Raw genomic sequence first — 26,631 nt, 5'->3', positions numbered from 1 at the left:
GAAAACTCGTCGTGCGCCTTGCCAAGGGGGGCTTATCGAGTCGAAGGACGCGTAAGCCGTGAATCGACTCAATTCGAGCCACAAAACAATATGAAAACCAATCTCTTCAGCCGCACTGCCAAGTTTGCAGGTGTGGCCGTCATCGCTGCATCCCTCGCCGCATGTGCCGGCGGTGGCATGGTGACCCCGGGCGGACAGAACGCCGGCGTGAGCGGTGCTGCAGCCGGCGGCTCCAGTGCAGGCGCAGATCCGACGCTCGAGCGTTGCGCCTCGCCCCTGGGCACGATCGCCATGGATGACGGCCGCAACGCCGACTGGTACGGCCAGTTCGGCAGCGCCACCAAGATCACCACGATCGATCCGCTGCTGCGTCTGGCTGTTCAGCAGTCCAACTGTTTCGTGATCACGTCGATCGGCAACCAGAAGACCGATGCACGCCTGTCGCGCATCACCGATCTGCAGCGCAACTCCGGCGAATACCGTGCTGGCTCCAAGCAACAGAAGGGCCAGCGCGTGGCGGCTGACTACTACATGGAGCCGCAGATCATCATCAACGACTCGCCGATCGGCGGTGTGGCTGGCGCCGTGGGCGGCCTGCTGGGCAACAGCGCGATTGCTGCGCTGGCCGGCAGCGTGAAGTCGAAGGCATCGGTGGTGACGCTGACGCTGTTTGACGTGCGCTCGGCCGTGCAGATTGCCGCAGCCGAAGGCAGCTCGACGGCCACCAACTACGGCGCTGTGCTGGCCGGCTTTGGCGGTGGCGTGGGCGGCGGTCTGGCAGGCTTCTCCAGCACGCCGGAAGGCAAGGCCACGGTGGTCGCCTTTATTGATGCCTGGAACAAGATGGTCGTTGCGCTGCGCAGCTACAAGGCTCAAGACGTGAAGGGTGGCCTGGGCCGTGGCGGTCAGCTCAAGGTCAACTGAGTGTTGAGCGGGGATTCACACAGAAGAGACGTCTAACCGTCCTGATGTGTCAAAGAAAAAGCCTGCGGCGGTAACGTCGCAGGCTTTTTTCTTGGCTGGGTGCCGTTGCGTCAGCGTGCGTCTTTGGGCCGATCGCCTTTGGGCCAATCTTTTGCGCGGTCGGCAAAGTCGGGGCGTGGCTGTTGGGTAAAGAATCCAGCCACGTCCACGGCTTCCTGTGCTGTGAGCGTGCCGCCCTGGCCCAGCGGCATGTTGTGCTTCACGAAGGGCGCAGCGGTGTACAGGCGCGCCATGCCCGCACCGATGTTGAACGAGTCCTTGCCCCACAGCGGCGGCATGAAGTAGCCGCCTTGCGGGTTCGGCATGCCCTGGCCCTCGGCGCCGTGGCAGGCAGCGCAACGCTGCGCATAGATCGCCTTGCCGTTCTCGCGATTCGGCACGAGCGTAGTGTCGATCTTCTCGAAGCCGCGACCGTTCACGTTGGTGCCCACGGGCACGCCGCTCGAGAGCCATTTCATGTACGAGAGGATGGCATTCATGTCCTCGCCGTCAAAGGCGATCGGCTTGCCGTTCATCGAGCGCTGGAAGCAATCATTCACGCGCTGCTGCAACGAAATGACGGCGCCGCTGCGCGAGCGGTATTCAGGAAACGCGGCAGTCAGCCCCACCCACGGCGCGGCGTATGGCGTGGTGCCGCCGTTCAGGTGGCAGCTCGTGCAGTTCAGGCCGTTGCCGACGTTATGGGGCAACTGGCGCTTGGTGTCGGTGAGGATCAGCTTGCCGCGCTTGATGGCGTCGCCCACGGGGCCGGCCGGGATGGTGGCTTCGTCGGGCACCGGCAGCGTGCTCGGTGTGGTTTGTGCGAATGCGGATGTGCTGACGGCCAGCGCCAATGCGGCGCCGAGTTTGCCAAGCGTCATGTTGCCCCCTGTGGGTTGGTTGTGTGTTGTTGTAGAGGTGTGCGCGGCTAGCGCTTGCGCTCGATTGCGCTGAAAACGGCCATGCCCGCCAGCATGGCAACGACAAAGCCGATGGCCTTGGGCACACCCGCGCCCAGCGCCACCAGTGCTGGCCCCGGGCAGAACCCTGCGAGGCCCCAGCCGACACCGAAGACCGCGCTGCCGAGCACAAGCCGCGTGGTGATGCACGTGGCCGACGGCCATTGGATCGACGTGCCAAGCAGCGAGCGCCCGCGCCGCCGCGCGATGAAGAAGGCGATCACCCCCACCGCAATCGCCCCGGCCATCACAAAGGCCAGCGAAGGGTCCCACTGGCCGAACAAGTCCAGAAAACCGAGTACCTTGGCCGGATTGGCCATGCCCGATACGATGAGCCCCGCACCAAACAGCAGGCCCGCGATCAACGCCATCACGATCGGCATGTCAGCCGCCCACCACGTGCCGCATCACGAACACGGTGACGCTGCCCGCTGCCATGAAGGTGAGCGTTGCCACCAGTGAGCGCACGGAGCCGCGCGACAACCCGCAGACACCGTGGCCGCTCGTGCAGCCGCCCGCGTAGCGCGTACCGATGCCGACCAGGAAGCCAGCGGCGATGACCTCGCCCCAGCCGGCAGAGATGTCGGGCACCACCGGTTGACCGAGCAGCGCCGCAATGACCGGCGCCCCCATCAACCCGGCAAGAAAGGCGATACGCCAATCCATGTCGCCATGCGGGCGCTGCAGCAGCCCGCCAATGATGCCGCTGATGCCGGCAATGCGTCCGTTGCCCAACACCAGCACGGCAGCGGCCAGCCCGATGATCAGGCCGCCAATCATGGCTGCGCCCGGCGTGAAATGCGCAAAGTCAATCGACATGGGAACAGAGGTGGGGGCGAAATCAATTCAGTCTCAAATAATATATAAATTTGTAGATTGTTTGTTGGTTCCCCACCAGGGATACGAAAGCATCCCGCGCGGAATGCCACGTCTTCAAGCGCGTGAGCGAGGCGCTGGCCTCCGTGCAGCCAGCGCACGCATCACAGTCGGATCACATAGCCTTCACGCGGGTGTGTACGCCCGGCGTGCAGCGCGGCGATGCGTGCTTGTGCTGCGGTCATGCCGTGCTCTTCGATCAGGGTGAGCCAGCCGTGCGCGGGTTCGCGTACGTGGTCGATGAAGCGTCGCTGTGCGGCGTTGAACTTCTCGGTGACGACGGCGGGGCCCCAGTCGGCGTTGCGCTTGCGGATCTGCACCGGCGCGAAATAGAACTGCGGTGCTGGGCCGGGCAGATCTTCGGATTGGATGAAATCCGTGTTCTGCGCGGAGCCCGCAAAGCAGTCGTACACCAGCGCGTTGCCAAGGTGCTCGTGCACGCGCCGGCGTAGCGCCGCATCACCGGAGAAGTCGACATAGAGCGTGGGGACATCGGTAGCGAGCGTACCGAGTGCATCGTAGGTGACGCTGTCGTGGTAGCACCCCAGGCCGTCGACGAAGGCGCGATTGCCGGCGGAGGTGAGTGCGGTGAGCGTGAGCCCCGGCGTGTCCTGCAGGCAGAACGCGGTGCCATACGCCGTTTTGCTGGAGGCGCTGGAGAACACCAGCCGCCGTGCGCCGAAGAAGGCGTTGTCCGAGAGAAAATCCGCCAGCATGAACGACGTGATGAACAGTGGCCGATACAGGATCTGGTAGTTCTCCAGCGTCGCGTCGTAGGCAGCATCCTGCGTCACGCGCGTGTACTGGTTGTAGGCGGAGACCAGCGCTTGGCGGTGCGCTGCGCCATCGTAGAAGCCACGCGGCGTTACCCGTTCTGGCTGCATGCGCAGGTGCGTGGCGATCGGGAAATAGCCGTAGAAGCGCTCGCCCACGTCAATGCCCTCCACCGTGGAGCTCACCACATCGGCAAAACCCCACACCGGCATGTGGCCCCAGCCGTCCTGCCCGGTGGGGAAGAACGACCAGTACTGCATGGCATCGCCAAAGGCCGCGTAGGTAATGTTGTTGGTGGTGAGCGCGAAGCGGTCCAGGCGCAAGATGACCTCGCCGGGGGCGGCCACGGGGGCCATATCGGCGCGTTCCAGCCGGCTTTCGTTTAGGGCATGCTTGTGCGTGAAGAGCCGCTCGTAAGGGGCGTTCTTGGGGGCGTTCATGGTGTCTCCTTCATTTTTGGGATCGATGGGCTGATGGCTTCACTCTATCGCCGGCAATCCGGCGCCGGGTTCGGAAATGCGCCGGCGGAAAACACTGCACCGGCAGGCCCCGCCAAGCCGCTGAAGCGGCCGTCGCAGCGCCGCGCAAAGTTCACCGTACAAGCCATCTATGACGCGTTTGTTCGGATTTGGCAGCGCGACGGGGCACAGGCTGCCACTACGCGCGCTGTTGCGCTGGAGGCCGGCTGCTCGGTCGGCACGCTGTACGAGTACTTCCCGAACAAGGAGGCGCTACTCTCCGGCTACGTGCGGCACACCATCGAGGTGCTGCTCGGGCGCATTGAGCGCGAGGTGATCGACCGTGCCGATTTGCCTTGGCGCGACCGCGTGCGCCATCTCGTGCGCCTGACCTGCGGTGATCAGGCGCTCGATCCGCCGTACTTCGACCACGCCATGTTGATGCGCGAAGACCGCATCGCCGAGCCCAAGCACCACCGGCGCTTCTTCGATGAACTGCGCGCCGCCTGGCGTCACGCACTGGATGCCTGTGCCGACCTGCCGACCCGGCCCGGGGACGCCTTGCTGCAGACATTGCTGCTGGCCATCTGGGGCGCCCGGCGTTACCGCGTGCTGTTGCCCGATGCGCCACCCGCACCCGACGTGTGGATCGGCGAGATGGAGCGGCTCTGCCTCGTTGCCTTGGCTGCCACGCAAGACGTTGCTTGATGTCGCATAGTGCCGACACTGTGTACAAACAAGGGTGCGAACCGATTGTCTGGGCAACGCATCCTCGCTAGGCTGGAATTTTGCTGTTGAGGGCCGCGCGATGAGTTGGCAGAACTGGGTCGTCTCATGGAAAGTGCGCCGGCAGATCAAGCGGCCGACCGAGCGGGAGCCCTTTGACCCTGTTGCCACGCGCATCGGCGCGGAGAAGCGGAAGATGCCGTCGCCGGTGGAGTTGCCGCCGGATTGGCGCATCGTGCCTGCCAGGAGCGGCCTGACCGGCGAGTGGATCGAACCTGCCGACCTCGACATGCTGGACGACCCACCACCCGTGGTGCTCTATCTGCACGGCGGCGGCTACTTCTTCTGCAGCCCCCGTACGCATCGCCCCATCACGATCGGCCTGGCCACGCATGCGCGCTCACGCGTGCACGTGCCGGAGTACCGCCTGGCGCCCGAGCATCCGTTTCCCGCAGCCATTGAAGACGCGCTGGCCAGCTATCGCACGTTGCTGGCGCAAGGTGTGCTGCCAGCGCAGATCGTGGTGGCGGGCGATTCGGCGGGGGGCGGCTTGGCGCTGGCGCTGCTGGTGGCGCTGCGCGATGCGGGGGACCCTCTGCCGGCCGGCGCGATTCTCTACTCGCCGTGGACGGACCTGGCCGCCACCGGCCAGAGCCTGATCGACAACGATGACTCCGACGTGATGTTCCGCGGGGCGTGGATGGCCTATGGCGCCACGATCTACCTGGGCGATTCGGGCATGCCGGTGGATCACCCGCTGGTGTCGCCGCTGTACGCCGACTTTGCGGGTCTGCCGCCACTGCATTGCTACGTGAGCACAAGCGAGGTGCTGCGCGATGACACCCTCCGAATGGCTGAGCGCGCGCAGGCGGCCGGGGTATCCGTTTCGGTGGAAATGGGCCGCCGGCTTCCGCACGTGTGGCCGATCTTCTATCCTTTCCTTCCAGAGGCGCGCATTGCGCTCAAACGATCGGGTGAGCAGATCAGACAACTGGTCGCCGCCCAACATGAGAACCAAGAACCGGTGGAACTGACGCCGGCATGATGTTGCCAATGAACTGACCGGTCGCCCCGCATGAATGCTCGCGCCCCAGTCAGGCAAGCGCAGACGGGGAGCCCAGCATGCGTCGGGTGTTGGTTTTGGGGTTGGCGCTGGCATGCGTTGCCGGCGCGGGTGTGTGGACGCGGCATTACCGTGCGCGGTTGGCCGATGTCCGGTTTGCGCCCATTGAGACCGTTGCCGCGGCAGCTGGCAGCGGACAGATGGTCGGGACTGCCACGCCGGTCAGCGCATCGGCCCCCAAGAGCTACTGGCTGAAGATCTGCGACGAAAAGCTCGGGCCGATGAGCGTGACGGTGCACGCGAATGAAACACCGTTGACGTTCACCAATGACCGTTCCGTCAGCCAGCTCACTGCCGAGGCACCGCCTTACGACCGTGCCGCCCGTGTACTGGGCAAAACCTACGCCACGCTCGGTGCGCAGTTTGACGTCACCACGCACTACATCGCGCTGCCGACCCAACCGCCCACCACGTGCCTGCGGCCCTCGGTGGATGTGGAGTTGATCCTCAGTGATTTTCGCGTGACGGTGGCGCGTGAGTTCGCGCCCGGCAGCTGCGCCTACAACGCCATCCGCGAGCACGAGCTGCGCCACGTGGCCGTCAACCGCGCCGTGCTGCCGCGTGCAGCAGAGGTGATCCGCAAGGAGATCCAGCGCGAATACGGCGGGCGGCTGTACTTTGGCGATCCGGATCGCATTGCAGCCGAGTTGGAGACACAGTTGACGCGTCACTGGCTGCCGCGCGCGCAGTCGCTCATCCAACTGGGCTTGCAGGCGCACGAACAGATCGATACGCCGCAAGAGCAGGACCGCATGAGCCGAGTCTGCAACGGCGCAGTGCAAGCCGTGCTACAGCAGCTTGTGCGCAGCTAGCGCGCCCGAGGGTCAGGCCGCGGGGCGATGTGTTGCGCGTGTCTGCAGTTGCGTGACAGCCTCATCGACGATGCTCTCGGGCGGCAGGGCAATGTTGACGACGATGGCGTCAGTCGGCTCTTCCAGCGCGTCAAACTGGCTGCGCAGCAGATTTGGGTTGAAGAAGTGGTCTTTGCGGGCAGCCAGGCGGCCTTGCAGCAGATCGAAGTCGCCCTTCAGGTAGACGAACTCGGTGTTGCCGGTCTTGCCGCGCAGCACGTCGCGGTAGCGCTGCTTGAGTGCGGAGCAAGCAACGACCAGCGATCCGCCGCCGTTCGTCGTCTCGTCCATGTAGGTGCGGATGGATTCGAGCCAGGGCTTGCGATCGTCGTCGTTGAGCGGGATGCCGGCGTGCATCTTGGCGCGGTTGGCTTCGCTGTGGAACTCATCGCCATCTCGGAAGGCGCAGCCCAGACGCTCGGCAATCTTCTGGCCCACCGTCGATTTGCCGCAACCCGAAACACCCATCACTACAACAATCATCACGCTTCCCACTGGCAAAAACGTCAGTCCGGCATGTTAGCGCGTTGACGATACCGGCCGCAGATTTTTGCTGCTGCGGTGCAGCAATTGTTCCGCGTCATTGTTCGTCAGAGAACGGATTGCCAAATGCGTCAAGCTGCGTCAAATTGCGGGCAAACGCAGTAGGAAGAATCATTCAAAACAAGGTCCCAAAAGGACCAACGTTGACTGGAGGAGACGTCCATGGCTGGTGAAGGTTTCGACCCGCGTCCACACAACGGCATGTCGTACGTGGTGGGGGATACGGAAGTGCCGCTTGCGCACGTGACAGTGCCCGCGTTGCTGGAAGCGACGGTGAAGCGTTACCCCGACGCGGAGGCGGTGGTGTTTCGCGAGCAGGGTGTGCGCTGGACGTGGCGCGATTTTGCCGCGCAGGTCGATGCGCTGGCCGCTGGCCTGCATGCGCTGGGGCTGGAGCGGGGCGACCGCATCGGCATCTGGTCGCCCAACCGCTATGAATGGGTGCTCACGCAGTTTGCGACGGCACGCCTGGGGCTCATCCTCGTCAACATCAATCCGGCGTACCGGCTCTCGGAGCTGGAATACGCGCTCAACAAAGTCGGCTGCAAGGCCATCGTGGCGGCCGAGGCGTTCAAGACCTCGCGCTACCTGGAGATGCTGCAAACGCTCGCCCCCGAGCTGGCGAGCGCACAGCCCGGGGCATTGAACGCCGCCAAGCTGCCCGCGCTGCGCTGGGTCATCCGGATGGGCGAGGCTGTGACGCCCGGCATGATCAACTTTGCCGACGTGATTGCGCGTGGCGTAGATGACAAAGGCGGCGTATCCGTTGATGCGTTGGATGCGATTACCGCCACGCTGTCGCCCGACGACGCGATCAACATCCAGTTCACCAGCGGCACCACGGGTGCGCCCAAGGGCGCCACGCTCACGCACATGAACGTGGTCAACAACGCGCGCTTTGTTGCCATGGCGATGAACCTGCAGGCCGGCGACCGACTGTGCATTCCCGTGCCGCTGTACCACTGCTTCGGCATGGTCATGTCGGTGCTCACGTGTACCGCCACCAGCGCGTGCATGGTGTTCCCGGGGGAGGCTTTTGACCCGCTCGCCACGCTGCGCGCCGTGGCGGAAGAACGCTGCACGCAACTGCACGGCGTGCCGACCATGTTCATTGCGCAGCTCGATCATCCGGACTTCAAGACCTTTGACGTATCGAGCCTGCGTGGCGGCATCATGGCCGGATCGCCGTGCCCGATCGAGGTGATGAAGCGCGTGGTGTCAGAGCTGAACCTGCGCGAAGTCACCATCGCGTATGGCATGACGGAGACGAGCCCCGTGTCGTTCCAGAGCGCCGTGACGGACCCGCTCGACAAGCGCGTGACCACCGTTGGCCGCATTCAGCCGCATCTGCAGGTCAAGCTGGTGGATGGTGTGGGCGACACCGTACCGGTGGGCGAGAAGGGCGAGCTCTGGACCAAGGGCTATTCGGTCATGCTTGGCTACTGGGATGACGAAGCCAAGACCGCCGACTCCATCCACGACGGCTGGATGCGCACGGGCGATCTGGCCACCTTTGATGCCGAGGGCTACTGCAACATCGTCGGCCGCGTGAAGGACATGCTCATTCGCGGTGGCGAGAATGTGTACCCGCGCGAGATCGAAGAGTTCCTCTTCCGCCACCCGAAGGTGCAGGCCGTCAACGTGTTTGGCGTGCCCGACCAGAAGTACGGTGAAGAGGTGTGCGCGTGGATTGTGCTCAAACCGGGCCAGCAGGCCACGGAAGATGAGATTCGCGAATTCTGCAAAGGCCAGATCGCGCACTACAAGGTCCCGCGCTACATCCGCTTTGTCACCGAGATGCCGATGACGGTCACTGGCAAGGTGCAGAAGTTCGTCATGCGTGACCGCATGATCGACGAGCTCAAGCTGACCGTCGCACAAACGGCATGAACAGACGCTGCGCGCGGTTTCTCCGCTGAAATGCGAACCGGTTGCGCACGGCATGTCGTTGCCATGACGATGTTTGCCGTGCGCATTCTTTTGCGCGTGTCCGCCCGAGGTGGAACGTGAAAAGCGAAACGCCGACGCCGCATGCGTCTTGCCGATAGGGGGCACTCGCAGGAAAGCGCCGCGCATGCCTGGCGCATTGCTGCACCTCTTCGCGATCACGTGTCAATTCCGTTGCAACGTGCGTGACGGGATGCACGCTCCTGATCAACGTCGGCTCGCGCAATGTGAGCCTTGATGCGCCGATGTATCCATGTTGAAACACCCTGAAAGCGGGCGCACTCGAACACCCGCGTGAGCGCAATCTGCGGGCCAGTTCTTGGTCTTGGCCCAATGGCAGAACAGCGCTGGCGCCGCGGTTGCAATTTTGCTGTTTCAGCACTGCAACCAGATCGGACGAACAGCTACTCCAAAAAGAGTATGCCTTGGCACGATTCCATTTGATCGGCCACGCGCTGCGTGCGCCAGCCATTGATTTCACAGTGTTTTCAATTCTCCGGCGATGCGGTGAGCAGTCGCGCGAGCAGATGGCACTGAATATGCGATCAGCGCCCCCCGGGGTGGGTGATGTTTTTTTTTCCCACAGGCAGAGCGCAGGGGCCCCATCGGCTGCGCTTCCAACCGCCCCTCTCAACTTTATGGAGTGCGTTATGAAGAAGACCTTACTGGCCACCGCGATCGCCATGGGATTGGGGGTCTCAGGCGTTGCACTGGCTGATATCGGGAATTCGGCGTCAGGCCCGGGGACTCAGACCCAGACCAACACGTCCACCATCACCAACACCACGACCACAACCAGCACGGACAGCAGTACCCACACGAAAACCAAAGCGACTGACAATTCCAATCAACACAACAACCAAAGCCAAGGCAACGACCGCGACAACAGCGGTGCTTCCACTGCCTCCGGCTACGGCACCGCGGCTGCCAACAATGGCAGCACTTCAACCGCAACCTTCAGCGATGCCTTCAACTCCAGCAAAGCCATTGCCATCTCCAAGCTGGAAGGCACGGTGACCAACCTCAGCGTATCTGGCATCGGCAACATCGCTACCAATAACGGCGGCTCTGCCAACGGCGGCGCTGGCGGCCGTGGTGGCCGCGGTACTGGCGGCGTTGGCATGGGCGGCGGCGGCGGCAACGGTGGCGCGGGCGGTGCAGGCGGCGGCGGCGGTTCGGGCGGCAGCTCGGGCAACGTCACGAACGGCAGCGCGACCAACGGCAGCGCAACTGCCGGCAGTGCTGGCGATGGCGGTAATGCCCATGGCAATGCCGGCGCAGGCGGTGCAGGCGGTGCCTCCGGCACGCTGTCGGCCAGCCTTGGTGCAGGCCTGGGTGGCTTGGCAGGGGCTGGCAGCGCAGCTGGTGGTGGCAGCGGTGGTGGTGGCGGTGGCGCGGGCTCAACCGGTGGCAATGCCGGCAATCACCACGGTGGCGGTACGGCAACCGGTGGCGCAGCCACTGCGACAGGTGGCGCCGGTGCTGCCGGCGGGACGGGCACCAGCGGTGCGTCAACGGCCACCGGCGGTGCAGGCTCTGGTACCAGCACAGCAACCGGCACCAGCACAGGCGGCGCAGGCGCAGCAGGTGGCGCGGCAACCAACCTTGCAGGCAACGGCGGTGCAGGTGGCGGCGCAACCAACGGCAGCGCAACCAATGGCTCAGCTACGTCCATGGCCGGCAACGGTGCTGCGGGCGCAATGGGCGCGGTGGGTGCAGCAGGCGGTGCCGGTGGCACTGGCAACGGTGGCGTTGGCAATGGCGCAGTCGGCGGTACAGGTGGTGCTGGCGGTACGGTGGCGGTGGATGCGGGCACGTTCAACATGTCCAATGCCATGACCAGCGTCGGCCAGTCGGCTGCCGGGGTGATGATCGCAAACCAAAACAGCGGCTTTGCTTCTCTCATCCAACAAAGCGTCAATGTGCAGGCCAACCTGAATGTCGGCCACTGAACCGGCATCAGGCTTGAGCGGGGAAGTACCGCCGCTACGTTGGTAGCGACGGCTGACAGGGCCGGACCGGGCAACCAGGTCCGGCCCCCGTCGGAACCGCGGTTGGGGCATCTGGGAGATATTCGATGCGATCCGACAGAACAGCAGCAGGATGGGCGGCATGGCTCCTGGCGTGCGGCCTGGTGGTGTTGCCGGCAACGGCGGTGACGGCAGCGGAGGATGCGCCGGTCGCGAACGATCTTCAGACAGCCAACGTGGAAGCGGTGCGTCCCCCGGTCGCCGCGCCCGCGTCGGTGCCTGGGTTTGGTCACGCGATCGATGCAGACAAGCTTGAAGGCTATCGCGGTGGGACGCAGGACCTGTACCAGACCGTCAACGATGCACGGCTGTCCGGCACGGTGAGCAACGACACCGCAGTCAACGTGGCGACGGGTTCGAACATCGTGGGCGGTGGCTCGTTCGCCAACGCTGCCGGGATCCCCACGGTCATCCAGAACACCGGAGCGAACGTGCTGATCCAGAACTCCACCATCGTCAACGTGCAGTTCAGGCAGTGATGCAATGACGGCGATGCGGGGTGGAGCGATGCGACGGATGTGGGGCGCGGTGCCGATCTTGTGCGCGTGCGGGCTGGCGGCAATGTCGACTGCTGTGCCGACATTCGCGGGTTCGATCGACATGCTCGGCACGGGCGGCGCAACCTACAACGTGCCGGTCACGAGCATGAAGGAGGCGCGTTTCCAGCGCACGATTCATCAGCGCTTCGACTTCAGTTGCGGCTCGGCCGCCGTGGCGACGCTGCTGACTTACCAGTACGGCTATCCGGTGAGTGAGCAGACGGTGTTCCAGGCCATGTACGTGAATGGCAATCAGGAGAAGATCCGGCGAGAAGGCTTTTCGCTGCTCGACATCAAACGCTATCTGGAGTCGCAAGGCTTTCAGGCCGATGGTTTCGAGCAGCCGCTGGATGCATTGAACAACGCTCACTTGCCGGCCATCGTGCTGTTGAGCGAGAACGGCTATCACCACTTCGTGGTGGTCAAGGGCATACAGGAGGGGCGCGTGCTGGTGGGCGATCCGGCCATGGGCACACGTGCGATCCCACGTGCGAGTTTCGAGCACATGTGGGACAACCATTTGCTGTTCGTCATCCATAACCGTGAAGAGCGCGCGACGTTCAACGCGGGATCGGACTGGCACGTTGCACCGCGCGCGCCGTTGCAGGAAGGGGTGGACCGCACGGGCCTGGGGAACATCGTGATCCCCAAGTTTGGGCCGTCTGACTTCTGAGCGCGGCGTCTCTTGGATGACATGCGGTAGGAGGGCACCATGAGATGGTTTGGCGGGGTGCTGTGGGCAGCGAGCACGCTTGTGCTGGCTGGGTCCGGTCATGCGCTGGCGGCGGGCATGGACGGTGATACGGATACCGTGGATGGCCCGCGCGTGAACAACCCGGTCCACGCGTGGAAGGCCGTATCGGAAGACCAGCTCGACGACATGCGCGGCGGATTTGATATTCCATCGACCAACCTGCAAATCTCGTTTGGCATCGATCGCGCCGTCTACATCAACGGCGATCTAGTCGCGAGCATGACGGTCAATATTCCGGATGTCACACGCATGACAGCGGCCCAGGCGCAGCAGCTCGCCAACGTGGTCAACACCGTCAATGTTGTGCAGAACGGGCCGAACAACGTTGCGCCGCCCGACATTGCTGCGGGTGCGGCAGCGGCCGCCACGGTTATCCAGAACAGCCTGAACAACCAGACCCTGCAAGCAATCACGACCATCAATGCGGCAGTCAACAGCCTGCCGCAGTTCCGTCAGCTCAGCCTCGGCAACGCGCTGCAGAGTGCGCTGGCCAACGTGGTGACAGGCTTGCACTGAAGCCGAAGCCGCGTCAGAACGTCAGCGTCAGAACTGGATCGGCAAGCGCAGCGTGACTGTCAGGTCTGGCGTGTCGCGCGTCAGGCCCGCACCCACCGAGAGGTTCAACGTCATCTTGGGCGAGATGCGGTACGAATAGCCCACCAGCAGCGTGCCCAGGATGGTGCGTACCGAGCCGGGCACGCGCTGGCCGTTCTGCGTGGTCGGCCCGATGATGCTCTGGTCGTAGCCAATCGAGAACGACGCCTTTTCGTTCAATGCCAGCCCCATGCCGAAGTTCAGGCCGATGATGTCGCCCGCCTTCACGTCGCCTAAGAACTGTTGCGATCCATCCACCAGGTTCAGGCTGACACCTTTGCGCTCGAAGTTGTGCAGGTAGCTCACGCTGCCGAAGAACACGGCCGGGTCAGTCGGATACAGCCAAGTCAGGCCGGGCTGCAGTGCGTAGAAGCCCGAGCCGGTCGGCTGCTGCAGCGGCAGGCCAGTGCCTGTGGTGTTGCTCACGCAGCGTGTCACGCAATCCGTGGTGACCTCGAACGGGTCTTTGCCGGTGCGCGTCTTGAAGCGCAGCCAGCCGATCGTGAACGGCTTGTCGACACCGCCTGCGCTGATCTGGTAGCGCGCCGTCATTTCTACGTCGCCGATGCCGTGGCCGTGCGAGCTGAAGGCGTTGTCGGCGGCGGTGCCCGTGAAGATCTCGCGGCTGACCGTATCGCTGGAGCTGTAGACGTAAGGCATGCGCAGTTCCAGCTCCCAGCGCTTGGCCAGGCCGTAGCGCACGGCCAGCGTACTGGTGAGCGTGGTGGTCTTTACCTCCCGTACATCGATCAGGCCAATGAGCAGCGCGGGAATGATGGTGTAACCCACCAGCGCCACCCGGTCAGACGACGAGTACGCCATCTGCAGCGAAGGCTCGACCACGAACTTGCCCGGCGGGGTGAGCGCGCTGGGCTCGTCGAAGATCTGAGCGACGCGTGGGGGCTGGTCGGAAGGTTCCGGCGGCTTGCCGACGGGTGTGCTGCCGGGCTGGCCGTTGTTCTGTGCCATCTGGGCGGCGGCTTCGCCGGAGGAGGCATCTCCGCCAGCACCGGGCGCACCGGCACCGCGCACGGTGTCGAGCTCGCTCATGCCGAGCGCGCGCCGCATGCTCTTCAGTCGCGCTTCCTGCTGCTGGATCGAATGCTTGAGTTCGATCAGCCGCTCCTGCTCCTCGGCCAGTTGCCGCTGCAGGGTTTCAAAGCTGGGTGGTTTGTCATCCACCGGCTCGCTGGTCTGTGCAAGGGCCGTCCTGCCACACAACAGCAGGCATGCGCACGCTACCGCATGAATCGACCAACCTTGCGGCCCCCATGGTGCGTTCTTCATGGCAATGTCCCCCGTCGAGAGTGCCCTCTCCACGAAAAGTGGATAGGCTCTTCACGATTCCCCCGGGTAGCTTTACTGCGGTATCACTATAGGCGAGCGGGCGTGAAACGATAGGGCCATCGCGTACCCAAAATGGAGGAGGCGAGCGTGTTCGTTTGGCCGATCGCTCTTGCATGGAAAAAGGCGCCCGAAGGCGCCTTGCGTGTCTTGCCAAGGGTCAGCACTTACTGTTACTGACGCGCATTCCGGAAGTTATCCGGCCACGGTGTGTTGTAGTTCGTGCGGAACGGGTTGATGTCCAGCCCGCCGCGCCGCGTGTAGCGCGCATACACCGCCAGCTTGACTGGGCGGCACTGGCGCTGGATGTCGGTGAAGATGCGTTCGACGCACTGCTCGTGAAACTCGTTGTGCTCGCGGAACGAGATCAGGTACTTGAGCAGCGCCTCCTGATTGATCGGCGCACCCACGTAGCGGATCTGCACGCTGCCCCAATCTGGCTGGCCCGTTACCAGGCAGTTGGACTTGAGCAGGTGCGAGACCAGCGTTTCCTCTACCGGGCTCTCTTCCTCGTCCGCATGCAGCAGTTCGGGCGTGGGCTGGTAGACATCGGTTTCGATGTCCAGGCGATCGAGCAGCAGGCCGTCAAGCTCGTGCATCTTCTGCCGTGCAAACTCTTCCTGCGGCAGGATGCGCACCTGCACCGGCGCACCACAGGCTTCCGACAAATCATGGTGGATCAACTGCTGCAGCGCCTCATGCGAAGCCACCTTGGTCTGGTTGAACGAGTTCAGGTACAGCTTGAACGACTTCGATTCAATGATGTTGGGCGAATCTGCCGGCACGATCACGGTGCCGATGGCCACCTGCGGCTTACCGCGCAGGTTCAGCCACGACAGTTCATACAGGTTCCACAGGTCCACGCCAAAGAACGGCAGGGCGGTTCCGGCAGGCAGACCGATCTCGTCGCGCTTGCCCTGGCGCGGGATGGGAAACAGCAGGCTGGGGTCGTACTCCGTCTTGTAGGCAGATGTCTTGCCCAGCGGCGAGTGTTCAGGTTGGTTGCTCATGACAAAGGCTCCGCGGGCGATCAGAGGAACAGGCTGTAGACCGGGTTCTCGCTTTCGTCCCAATAGGTATAGCCCAGTGTGCCCAGGAATGTCTTGAACTCGCGTTTCTCGTTCTTCGGCACCTGGATGCCGACGAGGATGTTGCTCGAATCGGCGCCCTGATTACGGTAGTGGAACAGGCTGATGTTCCAGTTCGGGCTCATGCTCGAGAGGAACTTCATCAACGCGCCCGGCCGCTCCGGAAACTCGAAGCGGTAGAGGTGTTCGTTCTCGGCCAGCGGCGAGCGCCCACCCACCATGTAGCGGATATGCTGCTTGGCGAGTTCGTCGTTGGACAGGTCCAGCGTCGGGAAGCCGTGCTTGCGGAAGTTCTCGGCAATCTTGTCGCTCTCCGAGCGCGACGCAATCTGCACGCCCACGAAGATGTGCGCGGCGTCCTTGCTGGCAATGCGGTAGTTGAACTCGGTCACATTGCGCGACCAGCCGACCAGTTCGCAGAAGCGCTTGAAGCTGCCGCGCTCTTCCGGAATCGTCACGGCAAATACGGCTTCGCGTGCCTCGCCCACCTCGGCGCGTTCGGCCACGAAGCGCAGGCGGTCGAAGTTCATGTTGGCGCCGCTGGCCACGGCCACCAGCGATTCGTTCTTCAGCTTGTGCGTCTCGGCGTATTGCTTCAGACCCGCCAGCGCCAGCGCGCCGGAGGGCTCCAGCAGGCTGCGCGTGTCCTGGAACACGTCCTTGAGCGCCGCGCAGATGGCATCCGTATCCACGGTGATGATCTCGTCGACCAGCTCGCGCGTGATGCGGAAGGTTTCCTTGCCCACCAGCTTGACGGCGGTGCCATCGGCAAACAGACCCACGTCCTTCAGTTCCACGCGCTTGCCTGCAGCCACCGAACGCGCCATCGCATCGGAATCCACGCTCTGCACGCCAATCACTTTGATGTCCGGCCGCACGGCCTTGACATAGGCGGCCACGCCGGAGATCAGGCCGCCGCCGCCGATCGAGCAGAAGATCGCATGGAGGGGTTGCGGATGCTGCCGCAGGATCTCCATGGCGATGGTGCCCTGGCCGGCGATCACCTCGGGGTCGTCAAACGGGTGTACGAAGGTGTAGCCGTGCTTTTCCTGCAGCTTGGCGGCGTGGTTGTAGGCGTCGGAATAGCTTTCGCCATGCAGCACGACTTCGACCCACTCGCCGCCGCGCGAGCGCACGCCGTCAATCTTCAGTTGCGGTGTCGTGACCGGCATGCAGATGACGGCCTTGCACTCCATCCGGGCCGCACTGAACGCCACACCCTGCGCGTGGTTGCCGGCCGATGCCGTAATCACCCCACGCTTACGCTCGGCCGGTGTGAGCGAAGCCATCTTGTTGTAGGCGCCGCGCAGCTTGAACGAGAACACCGGCTGGTCGTCTTCGCGCTTGAGGTAGACGCGGTTGCCGGTGCGCGTCGACAGGTTGGGCGCGAACTTCAGCTCGGTTTCCAGCGCGACGTCATAGACCTTCGCGGTCAGGATCTTTTTGAGGTAATCGATGGCCATGGTGCGGACCGGGTTGGACGTGAGGAGAGCCCGTAAGCCTATCATGCGTTGCCTAGCCTGCCTTGCAGGACCGGCGGGCCGGTCGGTACACTGCCCCGGCCGCGCCTGGGAGTGCGGCCCATCTTCGGCGTGAGGCTCCCAAATGAACAGCCCGTGGTCTTCGTCCCAAGCCCCAAGGCACCCGCGCCGGGGCCGCAAAGTCTGGTCCGGCACCCAGCAGGTCATCGCGTACGGCATGCCATCGCTGGGCTGGCGCGACATCTATCACCACGCGCTGGAAGTCAACTGGCCGACCTTCTTTGGCATCCTGGCGGGACTCTTCCTGACCCTCAACGCCGTGTTTGCGGGGTTGTATTCGCTGGGCGATGCGGCCATCGCCAATCAGTCGCCGGCCGGCTTTGCGGGGGCGTTCTTCTTCAGCGTCGAAACGCTCGCCACCGTGGGTTATGGCGACATGCACCCGCAGACGCTGTACGCGCATGTCATCGCCACGCTGGAGATTTTTATCGGCATGTCAGGCATCGCCATGGCAACGGGCTTGGTGTTTGCGCGGTTTTCGCGCCCGCGTGCCAAGATCATGTTCGCGCAGAACGCTGTGGTGCGGCCGCTCAACGGCAAGATGACCTTGATGGTGCGGGCAGCCAATGCGCGCCAGAACGTCATCGCCGAGGCCACTGCCAAGCTGCGTTTGCTGCAAGATGAGCGCTCGCCCGAGGGCTACTCGATCTACCGCATCCGCGATCTGCACCTGGAGCGTAGTGAGCACCCGATCTTCCTGCTCGGTTGGGTCTTGATGCACGTGATCGACGAGACGAGCCCGCTGTACAACGCCACCCCCGAGTCCCTCGCTGCCGGCGATGCGCTGCTGATGCTCACCATCGCGGGCTCGGACGAAACCGCCGCGCAAACCTTGCAGGCGCGCAACGCCTGGCGTCACGACGAGATCCGCTGGGGCTACCGTTACGTCGATCTGATGCGCGACGACGAGAACGGCGTCACGCATGTGAACTACGACAACTTCCACAAGATCGTGCCGGTGGATGCGCCAACCGAGGCGCCGGCCCAGGCACAATGAGCAGCTTGTCGAATCTCAACGCGCAACGTCCGTGGCCCTGAACCTCGTCTGGCTGGCTTTCTTTCTCGTTGCTTTTGTCACGGCCTGCGTGCAGGTGGTGCAGGGCGACATGGAAGTCTTCTCCCGCATGCTGACCGCCATGTTTGATGCCGCACGCACCGGCTTCGAGATCGCACTCGGCCTGACCGGCATGATGGCGCTGTGGCTCGGCATCATGCGCGTGGGAGAACGTGCCGGGGTGGTGGATGTGTTCGCGCGGCTGGTGAACCCGCTGATGCGGCATCTGTTCCCGTCCGTGCCCGCCGGCCACCCGGCCAACGGCGCGATGATGATGAACGTGTCGGCCAACGTGCTGGGCCTGGACAACGCCGCCACGCCGCTCGGCCTGCAGGCCATGCGCGAGTTGCAGCAGATCAACCCGCAGCCGCAGCGCGCCAGCGATGCGCAGTTGATGTTCGTGGTGCTCAATACGGCGGGCGTCACGCTGGTGCCGACATCTGTCATTGCCATCCGGCAGGCGATGGCGGTCAAGCAGGGGCTGGTCGGGTTCAACGCGGCAGACATCTTCCTGCCGACCCTGCTGTCCACCTTCATCGGCTTCTGCGCGGGCATCGGGGCGGTGGCGGTCTATCAGCGCATCAACCTGTTCAAGCCGGCGCTGCTGGCCTATTTCGGCGGCTTTGTCGTGGCGATGGGGCTGCTGTTTGCGTGGCTGCACCAGTTTCCACCGCAGCAGATGGCAGCGTGGATCGGACTGATCGGCGCGGGCTCCATTCTCACCATCGTGGTGGCATTCCTGGCGTGTGGGGCGATCCGCCGCATCAACGTCTACGAGACCTTTGTCGACGGTGCCAAGGATGGCTTCCAGGTCGCCATCGGCATCGTGCCGTACCTGGTGGCGGTGCTGGTTGGGATTGCCGTGTTTCGCGCAGCGGGCTGCATGGATGTGCTGATGCAGGGGCTTTCCGCATTGTTCTCGCACCTCGGCATCGACACCCGCTTCGTACCGGCGCTCCCCGTGGGGCTGATGAAGACGTTGTCTGGCGCGGGCGCGCGCGGCCTGATGGTGGACGTGATGACCACCTACGGCGTCGACTCCTTCCAGGGCAAGCTGGCCGCCATCATCCAAGGCTCGACCGAGACCACGTTTTACGTGCTGGCTGTCTATTTCGGCAGCGTTGGCATCAAAGACACGCGGTATGCGCTGGCCTGCGGGCTGTGGGCCGATTTGATCGGACTGATCGGCGCCGTGTTCATCGCCTATCTGTTCTTCGGCTGAGCGGGTTACCCCGGCCAGTACAATCGACCGCATGGACGCATTCATCGACTGGCTGTTCACGACGCTGGCGCTGCCCACCGTAGGGCTGCCCGCTATCTTCATCATCAGCTTCGTTTCGGCGACGCTCTTGCCGCTGGGCTCCGAGCCGGCGGTCTTCGCTTACATCAAGCTCAACCCGGAGATGTTCTGGCCGGCCATCATCGTGGCCACCATCGGCAACACGCTGGGCGGCGCGGTCGACTGGTGGATGGGCTACGCGGCCAAGCTGGCGCTGGTGCGCTACCACCTGGCACGCCGCCGCCGCCAGCATGATGCCGAGCACGCCCAGCATGTGCCGCACCCCAAACGCCACCGCGCGCCGCCGCTCGACAAAAAGTATTTCCGTTGGATGCGCCGTCTTGGGCCGGTGTCGCTGCTGGCGTCGTGGCTGCCGGGCATTGGGGACCCGCTCTGCACGCTGGCTGGCTGGCTGCGCCTACGGTTCTGGCCAAGCATCATGTATATGGCCATCGGCAAGTTTCTGCGCTATCTCGTCATGACGGGCGCGCTGTTGATGCTGCCCGACGATTTCTGGCACGGCATCCTGGGCTGGATCAAGAACCTGCTGATGTGACGTTTGCGTGGTTTATTCATCACTTATTGCGCGGAACGTCGTTCGCAAGCTATTGAAAACGCGGCAGTTTTCGCGGCCATGCTCCCGGCATGGGATACGTTGCTGCGGCGCATCAACGCTGAACCTTGCAGTACAATCGCCCTTTAAAGACCGCGCGGCTTGAGCCCTCCTTGTCGCGCCCCTCCTCCCAGCGGCACGCCATGAATGCCCCACTTCTGATCGACGCCAAACTCGCGGCGCAGGACGCTGCGCCCCGGCTGCGCGAGATTCCCTACAACTACACCTCGTTCTCGGATCGGGAAATCGTCATCCGCCTGCTGGGCGAGTCTGCGTGGCAGATCCTGGACGAGCTGCGCGCCGAGCGCCGCACCGGCCGATCGGCACGCATGCTGTACGAAGTGCTGGGCGACATCTGGGTGGTGCGGCGCAACCCGTACCTGCAGGATGATCTGCTCGAGACGCCCAAGCGCCGCCAGATGCTGATCGATGCGCTCAATCACCGCTTGGCGGAGATCGAGAAGCGCCGCGTGGCCGACCACGATTCCCACCATGACCCGGTGGGCGACGAGCGCGCCAGCAAGGTCGAGCAGCTGGTCGTGCACGCCCGCCGCGCCGTGAAGGCATTCCAGGAAGAGTTTGCCCAGGTATATGACCTGCGCCGCCGCGCCCAGAAGGTGCTCGGCCGTGTCACCGCCAAGGACAACATCAAGTTCGACGGCCTGTCGCGCGTCTCGCACGTGACGGACGCCACCGACTGGCGGGTCGAATACCCGTTCGTGGTGCTCACGCCCGATACGGAAGAAGAGATCGCCGGCATCGTCAAGGGCTGCTTCGAACTGGGGCTGACCATCATCCCGCGCGGAGGCGGCACCGGCTACACCGGTGGCGCCGTGCCGCTCACGCCGTTCTCGGCCGTCATCAACACCGAGAAGCTTGAACGTCTGGACGCGGTTGAACAGACCGACTTGCCGGGCGTCGACCACCCTGTGGCGACCATCTACTCGGGCGCCGGTGTGGTCACGCGCCGCGTGGCGGAAGCCGCTGAAAAGGCTGGTCTCGTCTTCGCCGTGGACCCGACCTCGATCGACGCCTCGTGCATCGGCGGCAACGTCGCCATGAACGCAGGCGGCAAGAAGGCTGTGCTGTGGGGCACCGCGCTGGACAACCTCGCCTGGTGGCGCATGGTCGATCCGGACGGCAACTGGCTCGAAGTCCAGCGTCTCAATCACAACCTCGGCAAGATCCACGACGCGCCGCTCGTCACGTTCGAGCTGAAGTGGTTCGACGGCAACGCCCCGGTTGGCAGCAAGTTGCTGCGTAGCGAGACGCTCACCATTGAAGGCCGCAAGTTCCGCAAGGAAGGCCTGGGCAAAGACGTTACCGACAAGTTCCTGGCTGGGCTGCCCGGCGTGCAGAAGGAAGGCTGCGACGGCATCATCACCAGCGCGCGCTGGATCCTGCACCGCATGCCCAAGGCCACGCGTACCGTGTGCCTGGAGTTCTTCGGCCAGGCGCGTGACGCGATCCCGAGCATCGTCGAAATCAAGGATTACCTCGACGCCGAGACCAAGAAGCCCGGCGGCGCGATCCTCGCCGGCCTGGAGCACCTGGACGAGCGCTACCTGCGCGCGGTCGGTTACGCCACCAAGAGCAAGCGCAACGCCTTCCCGAAGATGGTGCTGATTGGTGACATCGTTGGCGACGACGATGACGCCGTGGCGCGTGCCACCTCGGAAGTGATTCGCCTGGCCAACGGCAAGAGCGGCGAAGGCTTTGTGGCCGTGAGCCCCGAGGCACGCAAGAAGTTCTGGCTCGACCGCTCGCGCACCGCGGCCATTGCCAAGCACACCAACGCCTTCAAGATCAACGAAGACGTGGTGATTCCGCTCAACCGCATGGGCGAGTACACCGACGGTATCGAGCGCATCAACATCGAGCTGTCGATCAAGAACAAGCTCAAGCTGGCCGACGCGCTGCAAGACTTCTTCGCGCGCAACGATCTGCCGCTGGGCCGCACCGACGACGCCAACGAGATCCCCAGCGCCGAGCTGCTGGAAGACCGTGTGCAGCAAGCACAGCAACTGGTGCGCAGCACGCGCGCCCGCTGGCAGTACCTGCTGGATCATCTCGACACGCCGGTGAATACGGCACGCGCCAGCCTGATCGGCCTGGGCCTGGGTTATCTCGCGCAGACCATCGACGAGCGCCTGGTGAATCAGCCGGACGCCAATCTGTTCCACCTGCTGCAGGACCGCACGATCCGCGTGTCGTGGAAGGCGGAGATCCGCGCCGAGCTGCGCAAGATCTTCAACGGCGGCGAGTTCAAGCCGATCCTCGACGAGGCTCAGGCGATCCACAAGAAGGTGCTGCGCGGCCGCGTTTTCGTGGCGCTGCACATGCACGCCGGTGACGGCAACGTGCACACCAACCTGCCGGTCAACTCGGATGACTACGACATGCTGCAGGACGCCCACAAGGCGGTGGCCCGCATCATGACGCTGGCACGCTCGCTCGACGGCGTGATCTCGGGCGAGCACGGCATCGGCATCACCAAGCTGGAATTCCTGACTGACGACGAGATCGCCGACTTTGCCGCCTACAAGCGCCGTGTCGATCCGAACGGCCGCTTCAACAAGGGCAAGCTGCTGCGCGACATCAACGACCCGCAAGCACTGGCCGCTGATCTGCGCAATGCCTACACGCCGTCGTTCGGCCTGATGGGGCATGAGTCGATCATCATGCAGCAGAGCGACATCGGCGCCATCTCGGAGTCGATCAAGGACTGCCTGCGCTGCGGCAAGTGCAAGCCCGTGTGCGCCACGCACGTGCCGCGCGCCAACCTGCTGTACAGCCCGCGCAACAAGATCCTCGCCACCTCGCTGCTGATCGAGGCCTTCCTGTACGAAGAGCAGACGCGCCGCGGCGTGTCGGTCAAGCACTGGGAGGAGTTTGCCGATGTGGGTGACCACTGCACGGTCTGCCACAAGTGCGTGACGCCGTGCCCGGTCAAGATCGACTTTGGCGACGTGTCGATGAACATGCGCAACCTGCTGCGCAAGATGGGGCAGAAGAAATTCAACCCCGGCACCGCCGCGGCCATGTTCTACCTGAACGCGACCAACCCCGAGACGATCAACTTCACACGCAAGGTGATGTTCGACTGGGGCTACAAGGCGCAGCGCCTGGGTCACGATATCTTGAAGAAGTTTGCCAAGAAGCAGACCGCGCATCCCCCCGCCACGGTGGGCAAACCGCCGGTGCGCGAGCAGGTGATCCACTTCATCAACAAGAAGATGCCGGGCAATCTGCCCAAGAAGACAGCGCGCGCGCTGCTGGACATCGAGGACAACGAGATCGTCCCGATCATCCGCAACCCGCAGAACACCACGCCCGATAGCGAGGCCGTGTTCTACTTCCCGGGCTGCGGCTCGGAGCGGTTGTTCTCGCAGGTGGGCTTGGCCACGCAGGCGATGCTCTGGCACGCCGGTGTGCAGACCGTGCTGCCGCCGGGCTATCTGTGCTGCGGGTATCCCCAGCGGGGCTCGGGCCAGTACGACAAGGCCGAGAAGATCGTCACCGATAACCGCGTGCTGTTCCACCGCGTGGCCAACACGCTCAACTACCTCGATATCAAGACGGTAGTGGTGAGCTGCGGCACGTGCTACGACCAGCTCGCCGACTATGAATTCGACAAGATATTCCCGGGCTGCCGCATCATCGACATTCACGAGTTCCTGCTCGAGAAGGGCGTGAAGATCGAGGGTGTGCAGGGTACGCGCTACATGTACCACGACCCCTGCCACACCCCGATCAAGACCATGGACCCGACCAAGCTGGTCAACCAGCTTATGGGTGGAAACCTTGGGGCCGACGGCCAAACCCGCGCGATCGAGAAGAACGACCGTTGCTGCGGCGAGTCGGGCACGCTGGCAATCTCGCGCCCGGACATCTCCACGCAGGTCCGCTTCCGCAAGGAAGAGGAGATGAAGAAGGGCGCCGACAAGCTGCGCGCCGACGGGCAGGGTGGTCAACAGGCGTTCGACGGCGACGTGAAGATCCTCACGAGCTGCCCGGCTTGCCTGCAGGGTCTGTCGCGCTACACCGAAGATGTCTCGGTGCAGGCCGACTACATCGTGGTCGAGATGGCGCGCCATGTGCTTGGCGAGAGCTGGCTGCAGGACTACGTGGCCCGGGCCAACGCCGGCGGCATCGAGCGGGTGCTGGTGTGACGACGGGCACGACCGCCGATCGGGTGCCCGGCTGCGCGCTGTGCGAGACCGACGGCGGCGAGCCCGTCTGGCGCAACGCCCGGGCGCGCGTGGTGCTGGTCGAGCACGCGCGCTTTCCGGGTTTCTGCCGCGTGATCTGGAACGACCACGTCGCCGAGCAGACGGACTTGTCCGACGCGGATCGCCACTGGCTGATGGAAGTCGTCACACGCGTGGAGCGGGTGCTGCGCGCCGAGCTGGCGCCGGACAAGATCAACCTCGCCAGCTTCGGCAACTTGGTCCCGCACCTGCATTGGCATGTCATTCCGCGCTATCGGTGGGACACGCATTTTCCCGAGGCCGTCTGGGGCCCGCCCCAGCGCGAGGCGGATGCTGCGCGTATGGCCGAGGTGACTTCCAGGCTGCCGGCGCTGTCGTACGCGCTGCAATCCGCGCTGGCCGACGTCTGAGCGGCCGCCACCCGTAACGCATCGCCACGCCCAGCGCGGAACCCTCATGGTGCGCAGGGCGTCAGATTCATTTTCCGTCGCGCTACAGCCATCGACATCGCCATGACGACACCGCGCACCGCCGCCACACCCGACTCCCACAAGGATTCGATCGCCGAGCTGAATGTCCATCACGGCCGGTTGAACCTGTCCGAGACCTGGCAGCTCATCAAGCCCTACTGGTTTTCTGAAGACCGCTACAAGGCGTGGGGGCTGCTGGCGTTGGTCATTGCGCTGAGCCTGTTCACGGTCTATATGACCGTGTTGTACACCGAGTGGTACAAGTTCTTCTACAACGCGCTGGAGCAGAAAAACCAAGCGGAGTTCTGGCATCAACTGGGGCGTTTTTCGTGGATTGCGGCCTGCATCATCATCGCCTCGGTGCTGCGCCAGTACTACACGATGCTGCTGCGTATCCGCTGGCGGACGTGGATCACCGGCAGTTTCCTCGACGGCTGGCTCGGTAAGCAGGCCTTCTACCGGCTCGAACAGACACACACGGCGGACAACCCCGACCAGCGGATCTCTGACGACCTGCGCAACTTCACCGACGCCACGGTCAACCTCGGGTTCGGCTTCTTCAACTCAGCGGTCACGCTGGTGTCGTTTTTCGGCATCCTGTGGGCAGTGTCAGGGCCGCTCGCGTTCACATTGAGCGGTCACGACTTCATCATCCCCGGCTACATGGTGTGGTTTGCGCTGCTGTACTCCGTGCTGGGCTCGGTCATCATCCACTTCGTCGGCCGTCCCTTGATCGGGCTGTCTTTCCAGCAGGAGCGTTACGAGGCTTACTTCCGTTTCCTGCTCGTGCGCGTGCGCGAAAACAGCGAGAGCATCGCCCTGTATCGCGGCGAGCCCAGCGAAAAAGCCATCCTGCGCGGCCGCTTCGAGCGCATCCGCGCCAACTGGAACCAGTTGATGGACTACACCCGGCGCCTGAACTTCGCCAGCTCGGGCTACGGGCAGTTCGCCATTATCTTTCCGTTCCTGGTTTCTGCGCCGCGCTACTTTGGCGGCACGCTCACGCTGGGCGGCATGATGCAGGTGGCCACCGCGTTCGGGCAGGTGCAGGGCGCGATGTCGTGGTTCGTCGACAACTACAGCACGCTGGTGAGCTGGAAGGCGTCCACCAATCGTCTGATCGAATTCCAGCGTGCCATGCGTGCCGCCGAGCGTGAAGAAGAACACCGCGCCGGTATCCAGGACATCGAAGTCGAAACCGCTGCCGTGCCCGCCATCGAGGCACGCGATCTCGCGCTGAACTTGCCGAACCGCAAACCTGAAGATCTGCTGGTCGAACCCTTCGACATGACACTCGCGCGCGGTGAGCGTGTGCTCGTCAACGGCCCGTCGGGTTGCGGCAAGAGCACACTGGTGCGCGCCGTGGCTGGCATCTGGCCGTACGGCAATGGTCAGATCAAGATTCCGGAAGATGCCAGCGTGCTATTCCTCCCGCAGCGCAGCTACTTGCCATCCGGCACGCTGGCGGATGCGCTGTCGTACCCCAAGCTCGCCACCGAATACACCGCCGAGCGCCTCTCGCAGGTGCTGGTCGCGTGCCGCCTGCCGGCACTCATGGATTTGCTGGACGAGGTCAGCAACTGGAGCCTGCGCCTGTCGCCTGGGGAGCAGCAGCGCTTGGCTTTCGCACGCGCCTTGCTGCAGCGCCCCGATTACCTCTTCCTCGACGAGGCCACCAGCGCACTCGATGAGGATACCGAGGCATTCATGTACAGCCTGATGCTCGAATCGATGCCCGATGTGACGATCGTCAGCGTGGCGCACCGCAGCACCGTGGCACGATTCCACCATCGCCGCCTGCGCTACATCCCCGAGGGCGACCCGTCGACTGCGGTAAGCTATCGGGTGGTGGAAGAGCCTGCGCACATGGCGTTGGCCGCTTCCTGAAACACAA

The 26,631-nt window shown here is 63.9% G+C and carries 23 protein-coding genes; 15 read left to right on the top strand and 8 right to left on the bottom strand.

The annotated features are described in order from the left end of the window. The first annotated feature begins 90 nt into the window (after positions 1–90). Positions 91–924: a hypothetical protein gene (locus JHD73_RS00980; RefSeq protein ID WP_199026738.1), complete on the top strand. Its 834-nt coding sequence runs from the start codon at positions 91–93 to the stop codon at positions 922–924. Positions 925–1,034: 110 nt separating this feature from the next. Here the strand turns inward: JHD73_RS00980 and JHD73_RS00975 are convergent, their stop codons facing one another. The 4 genes from JHD73_RS00975 to JHD73_RS00960 all read right to left on the bottom strand — a co-directional run bounded on the left by JHD73_RS00975 (position 1,035) and on the right by JHD73_RS00960 (position 4,012). After that, on the bottom strand, positions 1,035–1,844 hold the full coding sequence (locus JHD73_RS00975; RefSeq protein ID WP_199026737.1) for a c-type cytochrome: 810 nt from the start codon (positions 1,842–1,844) through the stop codon (positions 1,035–1,037). Positions 1,845–1,891: 47 nt separating this feature from the next. After that, positions 1,892–2,305 carry a DUF6691 family protein gene (locus JHD73_RS00970; RefSeq protein ID WP_199026736.1) on the bottom strand — a complete coding sequence of 138 codons (414 nt, stop codon included), beginning with the start codon at positions 2,303–2,305 and terminating at the stop codon, positions 1,892–1,894. Between the two features lies 1 nt (position 2,306). After that, positions 2,307–2,741 carry a YeeE/YedE family protein gene (locus tag JHD73_RS00965; RefSeq protein WP_199026735.1) on the bottom strand — a complete coding sequence of 145 codons (435 nt, stop codon included), beginning with the start codon at positions 2,739–2,741 and terminating at the stop codon, positions 2,307–2,309. Between the two features lie 161 nt (positions 2,742–2,902). Further along, on the bottom strand, positions 2,903–4,012 hold the full coding sequence (locus JHD73_RS00960) for a DUF2855 family protein (protein ID WP_199026734.1): 1,110 nt from the start codon (positions 4,010–4,012) through the stop codon (positions 2,903–2,905). A gap of 33 nt (positions 4,013–4,045) precedes the next feature. Here JHD73_RS00960 and JHD73_RS00955 point away from each other — a divergent pair, with 33 nt between their 5' ends. The 3 genes from JHD73_RS00955 to JHD73_RS00945 all read left to right on the top strand — a co-directional run bounded on the left by JHD73_RS00955 (position 4,046) and on the right by JHD73_RS00945 (position 6,691). Then, positions 4,046–4,738 (top strand): TetR/AcrR family transcriptional regulator, encoded by a 693-nt coding sequence (locus tag JHD73_RS00955; RefSeq protein WP_199026733.1) that lies wholly within the window; start codon positions 4,046–4,048, stop codon positions 4,736–4,738. Positions 4,739–4,838: 100 nt separating this feature from the next. Beyond that, the gene (locus JHD73_RS00950; RefSeq protein ID WP_199026732.1) at positions 4,839–5,801 is read left to right on the top strand and encodes an alpha/beta hydrolase; all 963 of its coding nucleotides are present in this window, start codon (positions 4,839–4,841) and stop codon (positions 5,799–5,801) included. Between the two features lie 77 nt (positions 5,802–5,878). After that, the gene (locus JHD73_RS00945; protein WP_199026731.1) at positions 5,879–6,691 is read left to right on the top strand and encodes a hypothetical protein; all 813 of its coding nucleotides are present in this window, start codon (positions 5,879–5,881) and stop codon (positions 6,689–6,691) included. Positions 6,692–6,703: 12 nt separating this feature from the next. On the opposite strand, the gene JHD73_RS00940 is transcribed toward JHD73_RS00945, so the two are convergent. Continuing rightward, entirely contained in the window at positions 6,704–7,213 is a 510-nt protein-coding gene (locus JHD73_RS00940; RefSeq protein ID WP_199026730.1) for a gluconokinase, read from the bottom strand. A 222-nt stretch (positions 7,214–7,435) separates the two neighbouring features. Here JHD73_RS00940 and JHD73_RS00935 point away from each other — a divergent pair, with 222 nt between their 5' ends. The 5 genes from JHD73_RS00935 (at position 7,436) to JHD73_RS00915 (ending at position 13,059) form a co-directional block, all read left to right on the top strand. After that, the gene (locus tag JHD73_RS00935) at positions 7,436–9,163 is read left to right on the top strand and encodes an AMP-binding protein (RefSeq protein ID WP_199026729.1); all 1,728 of its coding nucleotides are present in this window, start codon (positions 7,436–7,438) and stop codon (positions 9,161–9,163) included. A 707-nt stretch (positions 9,164–9,870) separates the two neighbouring features. Continuing rightward, positions 9,871–11,172 carry a hypothetical protein gene (locus JHD73_RS00930; RefSeq protein ID WP_199026728.1) on the top strand — a complete coding sequence of 434 codons (1,302 nt, stop codon included), beginning with the start codon at positions 9,871–9,873 and terminating at the stop codon, positions 11,170–11,172. A 125-nt stretch (positions 11,173–11,297) separates the two neighbouring features. Then, positions 11,298–11,729 (top strand): hypothetical protein, encoded by a 432-nt coding sequence (locus JHD73_RS00925; RefSeq protein ID WP_199026727.1) that lies wholly within the window; start codon positions 11,298–11,300, stop codon positions 11,727–11,729. Between the two features lie 82 nt (positions 11,730–11,811). Further along, on the top strand, positions 11,812–12,462 hold the full coding sequence (locus tag JHD73_RS00920) for a C39 family peptidase (RefSeq protein ID WP_233176729.1): 651 nt from the start codon (positions 11,812–11,814) through the stop codon (positions 12,460–12,462). Positions 12,463–12,501: 39 nt separating this feature from the next. Next, a complete protein-coding gene (locus JHD73_RS00915; protein ID WP_199026726.1) occupies positions 12,502–13,059 on the top strand; it encodes a hypothetical protein in 558 nt (185 codons plus the stop codon). A gap of 27 nt (positions 13,060–13,086) precedes the next feature. Here the strand turns inward: JHD73_RS00915 and JHD73_RS00910 are convergent, their stop codons facing one another. The 3 genes from JHD73_RS00910 to ilvA form a co-directional block, all read right to left on the bottom strand. Then, positions 13,087–14,424, bottom strand: coding sequence for an acetate kinase (locus JHD73_RS00910; protein WP_199026725.1), 1,338 nt, complete (start codon positions 14,422–14,424; stop codon positions 13,087–13,089). Positions 14,425–14,654: 230 nt separating this feature from the next. Next, positions 14,655–15,491 (bottom strand): NADPH-dependent 7-cyano-7-deazaguanine reductase QueF, encoded by an 837-nt coding sequence (gene queF / locus JHD73_RS00905; protein ID WP_199026724.1) that lies wholly within the window; start codon positions 15,489–15,491, stop codon positions 14,655–14,657. A gap of 20 nt (positions 15,492–15,511) precedes the next feature. Further along, entirely contained in the window at positions 15,512–17,032 is a 1,521-nt protein-coding gene (ilvA, locus tag JHD73_RS00900) for a threonine ammonia-lyase, biosynthetic (protein WP_199026723.1), read from the bottom strand. A gap of 142 nt (positions 17,033–17,174) precedes the next feature. On the opposite strand from ilvA, the gene JHD73_RS00895 reads away from it, so the two are divergent. The 6 genes from JHD73_RS00895 (at position 17,175) to JHD73_RS00870 (ending at position 26,624) form a co-directional block, all read left to right on the top strand. After that, positions 17,175–18,107: an ion channel gene (locus JHD73_RS00895; RefSeq protein WP_199026722.1), complete on the top strand. Its 933-nt coding sequence runs from the start codon at positions 17,175–17,177 to the stop codon at positions 18,105–18,107. A gap of 31 nt (positions 18,108–18,138) precedes the next feature. Continuing rightward, on the top strand, positions 18,139–19,386 hold the full coding sequence (locus tag JHD73_RS00890; RefSeq protein WP_199026721.1) for a nucleoside recognition domain-containing protein: 1,248 nt from the start codon (positions 18,139–18,141) through the stop codon (positions 19,384–19,386). A gap of 31 nt (positions 19,387–19,417) precedes the next feature. Next, positions 19,418–19,999: a YqaA family protein gene (locus tag JHD73_RS00885; RefSeq protein ID WP_199026720.1), complete on the top strand. Its 582-nt coding sequence runs from the start codon at positions 19,418–19,420 to the stop codon at positions 19,997–19,999. 200 nt (positions 20,000–20,199) lie between these two features. Next, positions 20,200–24,228 carry an FAD/FMN-binding oxidoreductase gene (locus JHD73_RS00880; RefSeq protein ID WP_199026719.1) on the top strand — a complete coding sequence of 1,343 codons (4,029 nt, stop codon included), beginning with the start codon at positions 20,200–20,202 and terminating at the stop codon, positions 24,226–24,228. Continuing rightward, positions 24,225–24,677: an HIT family protein gene (locus tag JHD73_RS00875; protein ID WP_199026718.1), complete on the top strand. Its 453-nt coding sequence runs from the start codon at positions 24,225–24,227 to the stop codon at positions 24,675–24,677. The genes JHD73_RS00880 and JHD73_RS00875 overlap by 4 nt, the downstream gene beginning before the upstream one ends. A 102-nt stretch (positions 24,678–24,779) precedes the next feature. Beyond that, complete coding sequence (locus tag JHD73_RS00870) at positions 24,780–26,624, top strand: ABC transporter ATP-binding protein/permease (RefSeq protein ID WP_199026717.1); 1,845 nt, start codon at positions 24,780–24,782, stop codon at positions 26,622–26,624. The last annotated feature ends 7 nt before the right edge of the window (positions 26,625–26,631 follow it).

The organism is Ralstonia sp. ASV6, from assembly GCF_016429285.1.
Classification (GTDB): domain Bacteria; phylum Pseudomonadota; class Gammaproteobacteria; order Burkholderiales; family Burkholderiaceae; genus Ralstonia; species Ralstonia flaminis.
Note: the sequence above shows the minus strand (reverse complement) of the source record. Positions and strands in the feature narration are given on the sequence as shown.

Excerpts from the sequence above, each read along its gene's own strand:
- JHD73_RS00880 (WP_199026719.1), top strand. The coding sequence starts at position 20,200 with ATGAATGCCCCACTTCTGATCGACGCCAAACTCGCGGCGCAGGACGCT.
- JHD73_RS00895 (WP_199026722.1), top strand. The coding sequence starts at position 17,175 with ATGAACAGCCCGTGGTCTTCGTCCCAAGCCCCAAGGCACCCGCGCCGG.
- JHD73_RS00940 (WP_199026730.1), bottom strand. The coding sequence starts at position 7,213 with ATGATTGTTGTAGTGATGGGTGTTTCGGGTTGCGGCAAATCGACGGTG.
- JHD73_RS00870 (WP_199026717.1), top strand. The coding sequence starts at position 24,780 with ATGACGACACCGCGCACCGCCGCCACACCCGACTCCCACAAGGATTCG.
- queF (WP_199026724.1), bottom strand. The coding sequence starts at position 15,491 with ATGAGCAACCAACCTGAACACTCGCCGCTGGGCAAGACATCTGCCTAC.
- JHD73_RS00975 (WP_199026737.1), bottom strand. The coding sequence starts at position 1,844 with ATGACGCTTGGCAAACTCGGCGCCGCATTGGCGCTGGCCGTCAGCACA.
- JHD73_RS00960 (WP_199026734.1), bottom strand. The coding sequence starts at position 4,012 with ATGAACGCCCCCAAGAACGCCCCTTACGAGCGGCTCTTCACGCACAAG.
- JHD73_RS00910 (WP_199026725.1), bottom strand. The coding sequence starts at position 14,424 with ATGAAGAACGCACCATGGGGGCCGCAAGGTTGGTCGATTCATGCGGTA.
- JHD73_RS00950 (WP_199026732.1), top strand. The coding sequence starts at position 4,839 with ATGAGTTGGCAGAACTGGGTCGTCTCATGGAAAGTGCGCCGGCAGATC.
- JHD73_RS00920 (WP_233176729.1), top strand. The coding sequence starts at position 11,812 with ATGTCGACTGCTGTGCCGACATTCGCGGGTTCGATCGACATGCTCGGC.
- JHD73_RS00930 (WP_199026728.1), top strand. The coding sequence starts at position 9,871 with ATGAAGAAGACCTTACTGGCCACCGCGATCGCCATGGGATTGGGGGTC.
- JHD73_RS00945 (WP_199026731.1), top strand. The coding sequence starts at position 5,879 with ATGCGTCGGGTGTTGGTTTTGGGGTTGGCGCTGGCATGCGTTGCCGGC.
- JHD73_RS00955 (WP_199026733.1), top strand. The coding sequence starts at position 4,046 with ATGGCTTCACTCTATCGCCGGCAATCCGGCGCCGGGTTCGGAAATGCG.
- JHD73_RS00885 (WP_199026720.1), top strand. The coding sequence starts at position 19,418 with ATGGACGCATTCATCGACTGGCTGTTCACGACGCTGGCGCTGCCCACC.
- JHD73_RS00935 (WP_199026729.1), top strand. The coding sequence starts at position 7,436 with ATGGCTGGTGAAGGTTTCGACCCGCGTCCACACAACGGCATGTCGTAC.
- ilvA (WP_199026723.1), bottom strand. The coding sequence starts at position 17,032 with ATGGCCATCGATTACCTCAAAAAGATCCTGACCGCGAAGGTCTATGAC.
- JHD73_RS00980 (WP_199026738.1), top strand. The coding sequence starts at position 91 with ATGAAAACCAATCTCTTCAGCCGCACTGCCAAGTTTGCAGGTGTGGCC.
- JHD73_RS00915 (WP_199026726.1), top strand. The coding sequence starts at position 12,502 with ATGAGATGGTTTGGCGGGGTGCTGTGGGCAGCGAGCACGCTTGTGCTG.
- JHD73_RS00970 (WP_199026736.1), bottom strand. The coding sequence starts at position 2,305 with ATGCCGATCGTGATGGCGTTGATCGCGGGCCTGCTGTTTGGTGCGGGG.
- JHD73_RS00925 (WP_199026727.1), top strand. The coding sequence starts at position 11,298 with ATGCGATCCGACAGAACAGCAGCAGGATGGGCGGCATGGCTCCTGGCG.
- JHD73_RS00965 (WP_199026735.1), bottom strand. The coding sequence starts at position 2,741 with ATGTCGATTGACTTTGCGCATTTCACGCCGGGCGCAGCCATGATTGGC.